3 protein-coding genes are annotated in these 8,634 nt (G+C 49.2%); all 3 read right to left on the reverse strand.

The features are described 5' to 3' along the window. Positions 1-807: 807 nt before the first annotated feature. Positions 808-2,493: an AMP-binding protein gene (locus QP915_RS11420; protein ID WP_284769409.1), complete on the reverse strand. Its 1,686-nt coding sequence runs from the start codon at positions 2,491-2,493 to the stop codon at positions 808-810. Between the two features lie 39 nt (positions 2,494-2,532). Beyond that, positions 2,533-5,799, reverse strand: a complete 3,267-nt coding sequence (locus QP915_RS11425; RefSeq protein ID WP_284769410.1) for a cytochrome P450 — start codon at positions 5,797-5,799, stop codon at positions 2,533-2,535. Between the two features lie 379 nt (positions 5,800-6,178). Beyond that, positions 6,179-7,177 carry a GDSL-type esterase/lipase family protein gene (locus tag QP915_RS11430; RefSeq protein WP_284769411.1) on the reverse strand — a complete coding sequence of 333 codons (999 nt, stop codon included), beginning with the start codon at positions 7,175-7,177 and terminating at the stop codon, positions 6,179-6,181. Positions 7,178-8,634 lie beyond the last annotated feature (1,457 nt).

Here is an 8,634-nt window from a genome sequence, read left to right on the forward strand (position 1 = left end):
CCTAAATCGTCGGAGAACTTAGTGATAATTAAACCGAATTTATCAAATACTACGACTACAAACGCCCACAGAGCGCTACACGCTTCACCCCAGCCGCAGCCGCTCCCATCACGCACTGCCTGCAGTCAACCTCGCGTCTCCATCAAAACTCCCTTGGATTCCGCTTACGCGCAGCCCAAGTAGGCAAACCGCCAAAATTACACTGCGGTGGCGTGGAAAACTGCACCGCCTTTACATCGGGAGCCAATGGACAGGACAGTCCATCACTATGAAGTACAAAGACGAACACGTCGCCATCAATAAAGTTGCGACGGAGGAAAATAGGACTCTACACGATGGGAACCAAAAAGGTCTACTACCACCAGAAAGACTACGAAATGAACGCTATCTGAGGCACAACAAAACGAAAAATCCCGATCCACCATAAGAATGATGCCTCGAGACTTCGCAGATGCATACATCCCCGCTCGACTCTTAAGCGTCTAAGGGAATCCTACACGCTTCCGGCCTAGGGAGAATTCATAGCGATCTGTCTGAGAGAAGCAATCTCTACTGACTTGCCGAAAGCATCATTAGATTAGTTTGGTTTACCATCCCAAGGGCCGGTAGCAATGTGAGAGAAACCAGTTAAGGTGGTGGCCGTTGCTAACCACTCAATTATAAAAATCCGTGGAATTTATCCGGCGCTTGCCTGCACTCACAAGAAACCTCCCCGAACAGTCGTGTTCGGGCCGTCGCCATGACAAACCCGGTGTTGGGGTCCGAATTCAAAAGATCCGGACCCATCGAAAGCCCAAGTGTGCTCCCCTAGACTGTCGACTCACCAGGAAGCTCCGGACGTATAACTTTGCCCATCGGGTTTCGAGGGAGGTCGGAAACAAAGAACACATCGCGAGGCGTATGTGCATCCGACAGACCTTCACGCACCAGTCGACGGACTTCGTCTGCACTGAGCTCTTCCGAATTGACTCCGTCTTCCCTAATAACGTACGCACGAAGAGCTTGGCCAAAGTCAGGGTCCTGAACACCGTGGACATGGACCTCCGCAATACGATTGTCCCGGATCAAAAGGTCTTCCAATTCTGACGGGAATATCTTCTCGCCATACTGCGTGATTACTAGGTCATCGGCGCGGCCGCCGACATATAGCTTATTTCCTTTTTTATACCCTCGGTCCCCCATTCGTAACAAACCGTTAGAAGTTTTAATTTCAATGGATGGATCGGTATAACCGGCAAACATATCGTAGGCACCTGCAAAAATTTCACCAACTTCCCCGTCCGGAACCAACTGACCGTCATCGTTTCGGATTTCAATGATTGAACCAGGATGAATAGTACCCGTCAAAGTTGGATCTGCTGCCAAGTCTTTGGCAGAAGAAATTGCAAGACCAGAAGTCTCCGTAGAGCCGTAACAATTATGAAAAATTTGACCAAACTTTTGGTTAACCTTTTGCACCTCGTAAGGGGTCAAGGGGCTGCCTGAGGAGGTTACAAACTCTAGGCCTGGAACACGATCAATTCCCTGCTTGTCCAAGTAACCTACCATACCACGCAACCGAGAAGCGGAGCTGATCCAAGCATCGGCGTTATACTTTTCCACCTGCTCAAGCGCTTTTTGGGAGTCGAAATTTCGTTGCGTAATAATCGTGGAGCCGGTAAATAGACACAACAGCATGTTCCCCCAGCCATAAAAGTGGAACAGTACGCCGGTAAGCAGAACGGACATATCTCTGCGCCAGGGAATGGAATCCAATACGGGTCCTATACCTTGCGGCGACTTGAGTTGACGCCGCACCACCCCCTTCGGCATACCTGTGGTGCCTGAAGTCATAACGACGTGTTGAGACTTAGTAGGATTTTTCGGCAAAGCGCTTACATCAGCACGTCCAGCTTCAATGAGACTCTTCATTGTAAGGACATCTTCGGGGAGGGTAGAAGAATCCTCGACGTGGCCAATAATAATTCGACAATTCTTTTTGGTAGTTTCCGTGAGTCTCTCATAAAAACTTTGATCAACGATCAAGGTTTTCACTTCATGAAACTCAAGGACACGTTCAATTTGTGGCCCAGAACTATTCGCGTTTATCATGAAAATATGGTAGCCAACCATTTGACGTGCACATAGTGGGAAGATTGCGGCGCGTCCGTTCAGCGCCATCACAGCTACATTGCTTCCGTCAGTAACGCCGTTTTCGAGGAGCCCCGTCGCTAGCCGTATTACTTGATCATAACACTCGCCATAGGTTAGTTCTCCGTCGTCATCAACGAGTCCCAAGCGGTCTGGATGACGGCGAGCAGTATTCGCTAGTGCACCGCTCTCCAACGTTCCGAACCTTCGGATGGTCTCGAAATCGGATTTAATTTCTTGCCACGAACCGACTTCGAAAATGTTATTTTTCCGAATTACATTAAGAAAATACAAAAATTGGCGGAGTACTTCCTTCTTAGGCACGCCGTGCTGAGTGTCGGGATGCAGTGTGTATTTAGGCATTGAATGTCCTTTCTCAGATCAAAACATTTAGATGCGGTTCTATGAAAACGCATCAGTGACATACGTAAACGATTCTCGTTCCATTTTCTCGACTGCAGCAACTGCGGAATCTTTGTCGAGACTTTGATACTCCTCAACTATGGCTCGGATAGTACTACGCACGGCAGGCGCAACTTTTGCCGCGTCTCCGCAGACCAATATCCTCGCACCCCTGGAAAGATAGTCCATTACCTCATCACGATTCTCATACAGCTTGTCCTGGACGTATTTCACTGAATCTTGGGGTGAGTTCAACTCCGGATGCCTAGAAAACGCTGTCCGGACTTCGACTAGTCCCTTTTCTTCCCAGTCTTCTAATTCCTCACGGTATAGAAAATCCGAGTGTGGCCCATGGCAACCAAAAAATAGCAGAGCGGGTTCGACTGCACTCGTACTTTGCTGAGCCGCAGCTGCACGCTCCTCTATGAATGCCCTCAATGGGGCAATCCCGGTTCCTGCACCAACCAATACCATCGGTCGATCCACGCTGTCTGGTCGGAAATGCGGATTGCCACTTACAACAGAAACCAAGACCTTAGATCCTTGATTTTGTGCGGCCAAATAGTTAGAAGCGACTCCTGAGAAGACTCCACGACCTGACCATGCCGGAGACTCCAACCTAGAAAACGTGAGCGACACTCGATTCGGAGACACTGAGGAAGAGGATGAAATTGAGTACCGGCGGGCCCTCAGTGGTTCAAGGAGTGACAAATATTCATCAAAGCTTAAACCAACTGACGGATATTGCTCAAGGAGATCTATCAATGACGTCCTCTTATTCAGCAGGGCGTCAAAAGAACTCGGTTCGAGGAGCTTTTGCAGCATCTCTTTTTCCGGAGGGCACATGCATTGGCGCTGCAAGATGTCAATGTGCTTTTTACTAACTGGAGCTGAAAGCTCTACGTAGGTACTAAGCAGTTCCTTGACAGTCATCACCTGACCGACTGGAAGAATAGTGGAGTTGCCACCCAATTCTATCCGAGCCTCGCTTGACAGGTTAAAATGGTTCAGCACTCGGTTGACTGAACCTTCTGGATTTCGGGGAAGTACCTCTAGGTAGTCGCCTGTGGAATATGTAACATGCTTAGGCAATTCAATATCCACGCGAAATTTATCGTTAATCGGGCCGTCCACAGAAGTGGAAAGCTTGACAACCTCTTGAACTACGCCCTCTACAAATTCACCCTCAGAATCAGTCGTTAACGCATCTGCTCGGCCTTCATCTACATACTTGACCTGCACAGCATCCGTTTCACTTTGATTGTCAATTTCCAAGTCAAAGTATTCTGAAATCGCCTGCCATAGCAGGGTCTCCCATTCTGCAAAGTCCGCAAGATAATCCCCACGAACATCAACAGATCCTCTGTCAATGAGGCGGTGCGCACCAGCTGCTTCCATAGCGTGATCAATTACCGAAGGTACGCGTTGGAAGGTCTCTGCCCATTCGGAATTGCCACTGCCAATTACTGCGTACTTTACCCCACCTAGCTCTGGGCTGTCTCCGGAGGTTAACCACTTATAAAATAGCTTCGCGTTATCCGGAGGCAGCCCCTCATAAGAACTAGTTGCAATTAATACAACGTCCCCAGACTGTAAGTTATCTACGGCGTCATCGAGGTCAGCTAACTCGGTCTCAAACCCCTGAGAGTGAGCGAACGCTGCCAGCTTCTTCGCATGATTCCTAGAGGTCCCTGCGTTTGAGCCGATGAGTAAACGCAACTTATGACCGTTGGGCTCTACCGACGAGAGATTTTCAATCTTCTCTTCACCAGTAATTGACCCGCCGGCTTCGGTCCCGTAGTCGCCACCCCGCCCGTGATACGGAAACCCCCTTCGCGGACTTACGTTAATCAGCAGGTCTTTCGGTTTGGAGGTAAGTCCATCCAACATTGCTAGTTCATAGGATTGGTCAGCGAATTCAAATTCAAAGTGTTGGATCAACAAAGCCAACACCATTGTGGCTTCCTGCATTGCGAATGCGCGCCCTAAGCATGACCTTTCACCGTTGCCGAAAGGCTTCCAAGCGTTATGTGGAATATTCTTAGCGTTTTCGAATTCAAACCTCTCAGGTCGGAATTCTTCTGGATTACTCCACACCGCGGGATCGCGATGCATATGGCCCAAAAGAACCAGTAGAGTGTCGCCAGGATTTACTGTTACAGGTTCGCCGGCGGTTCCTCCGTCTTCACCGATTCTGGTGGTTTCGTACGGCGTAACAGCATATGCAGGTGCCGTCGGGTACAAGCGCAATCCTTCGCGCAAAATTTGATCTATGTAGCCTAGATCTTTGAGATCTTCGTACTGCGGAAAGCGACCCGCGAGTACCCTGTCCGTCACCTTTCGAGCGTTCTTAAGCACTCTTGGGTTCTTAATTAACTCATACAACACGAAACTTAGAAGCCCAGACGTGGTCTCGTGTCCTGCGATTAGGAAGGTTATGAGTTGATACCGAAGATTTTCATCGCTTAACTTTTCTCCTGTCGCAGGATCTTCGGCCTTCATCATCACATCAAGTACGTCCTCCTCACCCTCCGGGCTGGGGTTTTCACGACGCTCTGAGATCAGCTGATCCACCGTATCTTCCATGGTGGAAATGTCGACTTGGAATCGGCGTTCGCCGAGGATGTCTAGCTTCTTTTGAATCTCCAGCGCATGTGCGTTTCGGCCTGCATGGTGCAGTCCTCTTGCCATTGCGTTGACAAACGGATGGAACCCTTCTGTATAGAATGAGTTAAACCGGTAGCTGAACGAACAAAGCGCGATGGTATCCAGCGTCAAACGCGTGAAATCTTTAGCAACGTCAATTGACTGTCCTGAAGGAGTTCTGGACCACTTGAGCATTAACTGATCCGCAATGTCAGTCATTTGACCATACATGCTTCGCAATGCAAGGGGATTAAACGCGGGCATTAGGATTCGGTGGGCCTTTCCCCACTCCGAATCGTCAGACTCTGCTGTAAACAGTCCATTACCGGCAAAATTGCGCACTACCTGCAGGGCTGGATGAACCAATTTGTGGAATCGAGACTCATCCGACAGTTCATCTACCAAAGCGAAGGAGCTCACTACATAAAACGGCGCCGTTCCAGGTATTACCTGCCTGTAGAAGCGCCCGTGTTTTCTCGCAAGCTTTGTTGCGGACTGCACAATGTTGTTAGGGTCAACCGAATACGCCGTTCCGATAAGGGGGTATGCCTTTGGTCCCGGCAATTCCTCCGCGCCAGAGGTATCAGCTTCATTTTCGGAGGTCTTGTTCGTACCTATCATTTAGTCAAGCTTCCTCGCCATCTTTCTTCGCTCGCCATTGCCGCTCTTAATAAGAATGTATTTTCTGAAGTCGCCTTCAAGCTTCTAAGAGCTTCTCGCACCATCCTAGATAGGCATACTATTGAAATAGCTGTAGTACCTGCTGAATGCTCGGCCACGCATTCAAGGTCCTCTCCAAAAAGTTGTCAATCCTCAGTGTGCCAGTTAGGTGGACCAGTGGTGTCGTGAGGGGGTAGTTTTGGACTAGTGCAACCGCAAACTCAGGAGTCATTTTGTACTGCTTTCTGTGTCATTGACAGGGTCATAGCCTCATTTTTAAGGGTCATTGATAGCGATTTAGATTATTATCGCACGCCATCTATTCACTCATACGAGAAGCTTAACGATAGGTTTCTTCAATGCGTCGCGCATAATATACGTGCCCAGCATCAGTAAGGTGTCCTGCTAACTTGTGTGGCGAATCATCAAAAATGGATGCCCCATAACGCCCTGGATCATTAGAACACCCGTTTTTTCCGCTCTGAACTGAAATTTCGGAGACCATGTCCAAAAACGCGCTTCCCGTGTGCAGTGCGGCCAATCGCTGCTGTTCTCGCACCTCATCTTGGTAATATGCGACGAGCGGGAAATACCAGTGACTGGTGATTCCCAGGAGGTTCGAACCACAGGTGTGGTTGTGGCCATCCGTTTCATCCGGGATTCCTAGAAGAATGACTTTAGCATTCGGGGCTACGCTTTTAACACGATTAATTGCCCCTGTCATTGCCTCGTCATAACGAGCCATACGTTGAGGTTGCGTAGTAATCGATGGCAAGTTATTAGGCTGATAAGTGTCATTAACTCCTGCGCTGATGGTAACAAGCCTAGTGTTTACATCAAGCTTGCGGTCGGATATCGCTCGCTCAACTTGTTGTCGGACCGTGTCATGCGGAATTGCATCATTTCCGTGCGGTTCTACGTAAGCAGTCGCTCCCGGGCAAGAATAGTCCTCCAACCGCAAGCCAGTGCGTTTTGCGGCCTGAACTGCAAAGTTGTTCGGGTCTTGAGCGCAGGATCCGTCACGAATGGTAGGCCATTCGAGGTTCGGGGAATTCTTCTTGGTTTTGTAAACAGCAACGTCTAGTGCAGTTGGATTGGCCGCTACAGAGTCACCAAAGCTTAAATAGCTTTCCCTAACGTTTTGGTTGACTTTAGGTTTTGGTTGGAGATTTACGGGTGGTGCCGGAAGTTGCACCGCCTCTGGCAACGGTGGCAGCCCCGGCAACGGTGGCAGCTCCGGCAATGGTGGCGTCGGCCCTGCCTGCGGTAAAGTCGGTAGTGCTGGGGCTGCTTGTGCGATCGGCGCTCCCGATACCCCGAGCGCGAGCGCAGCTACCAATCCACATAGTTTCCGTATCTTCATTGGGTCTCTTTTCAAGGTCAAAATGGTCTAGTCCGTCTTGGGAAAACCCACAAGGGCTCTACTTGTACTTCCGTACCATCCCTTGAGATGTTACATGATTTTCCAAAGTTTCTCCCAGTAATAATGGAAATATCTCTTCTTGGAACAGCCCTCGCAACATCTTTCTGTCGATCATCAGATTTACTTGCTTTACTTACGTAAACCTCAACAGCTCTGGGGCCTTCACTGCATGTGGCCGATCAAGGCTAAACTTGAGAAACCCCATCCCGCGGTCGGCACGATTCCACCGTTAGGATCTGACTCTTTCCAATCCGTTCCTTCTTGGCCTGGTCTTCGATATCTAGTATCGATTTACGAAGAGCCTACCCACTGCAAAGCTTTCAGCTGCCGAATCTTCCGAATTTTAGTTTCGCTCTAGGAAAGATTCTTAGGGAGGATTCTTTTCTACACCAGCTTCGCGCTCCACAACCTTCGAACGAACGCACTTCGCAAAGCCCATAGTTGCTCTGTGCCCGAGTTCGGCTCAACTTCTGCTCCAGTTTACGGTCATTGCATACAGCTATGGCATTGCTCCTCGTGCGCCGAATATTAACTTGGAAGGATTGGTTTAGTTCTCCGAAAAGTCTATTTAACAAAGAACTGACCTATCCCTTTTTCGATGCGAAGAGGTAAATTTTGAAACCCCTTTAGCTCCTGTCGTTCTACCGACCAAGCGCATAAATGTGGCGGCGATGGCTTGATCCTTAACACTAGGCACACTGGCACTTTGCGGCTAAAAACCCTACAAAAGGTGCAACAGCCTTTTACAAGTAACGCGTCGGAATCCTCGTCTCTGGTTTATTTATGGCCGAGCTCCGACGTAAAGCGACCCTTGCAAACCACATAATTTTGAACCTAGTTCTCCTTCTCTAATTGGAACGAAGGAGCAATTCCAGTTGGTTAGCTAATGCCCTTTCACCGATAGCGCATCCGAGCAAATCGGTCAGCCATCATAGTGCACCTCAATTCTGCAACGATTGAGTTGTGATATAGGAGAAATAGATTTTACAGCTTGTAAACGGGCGCTGCTTTCGCGTTGCTAAGTTGCATACGTTTTACCGCAGCTTATTTTCATTCATACGCCGCAGATAGCACGTTCGTCTTTGCATGGTTCAGGTGGATCGCACAATTTATACCCACCCGTCAAGCAAGTCAGCAATAGTAGTTGATCGAGGGTATCCTTGGCTTAGCCCAACCTCCGGAAAGTAGACACGTCGGTGGGTCAGCTATGCTGCTCCATTTTGCGTACCTTATCCCCCCCGATTTAAAGGACAACAGGGGCCACAAGATCGCACCAAGAATACCGCCGGCGCGTGATGTAGCACTTGCTCCACCAAAGACTTCCTGCCGGCACGTGGCCGGATCGTATAAGCTTTCAGCTCTTGCTATTTCCT

The sequence above is a fragment of the Corynebacterium sp. MSK158 genome, from assembly GCF_030229085.1.
GTDB lineage: Bacteria > Actinomycetota > Actinomycetes > Mycobacteriales > Mycobacteriaceae > Corynebacterium.

Bases quoted from the DNA above. Each gene is read 5' to 3' on its own strand.
- QP915_RS11420 (WP_284769409.1), bottom strand. From the start codon at position 2,493: ATGCCTAAATACACACTGCATCCCGACACTCAGCACGGCGTGCCTAAG.
- QP915_RS11425 (WP_284769410.1), bottom strand. From the start codon at position 5,799: ATGATAGGTACGAACAAGACCTCCGAAAATGAAGCTGATACCTCTGGC.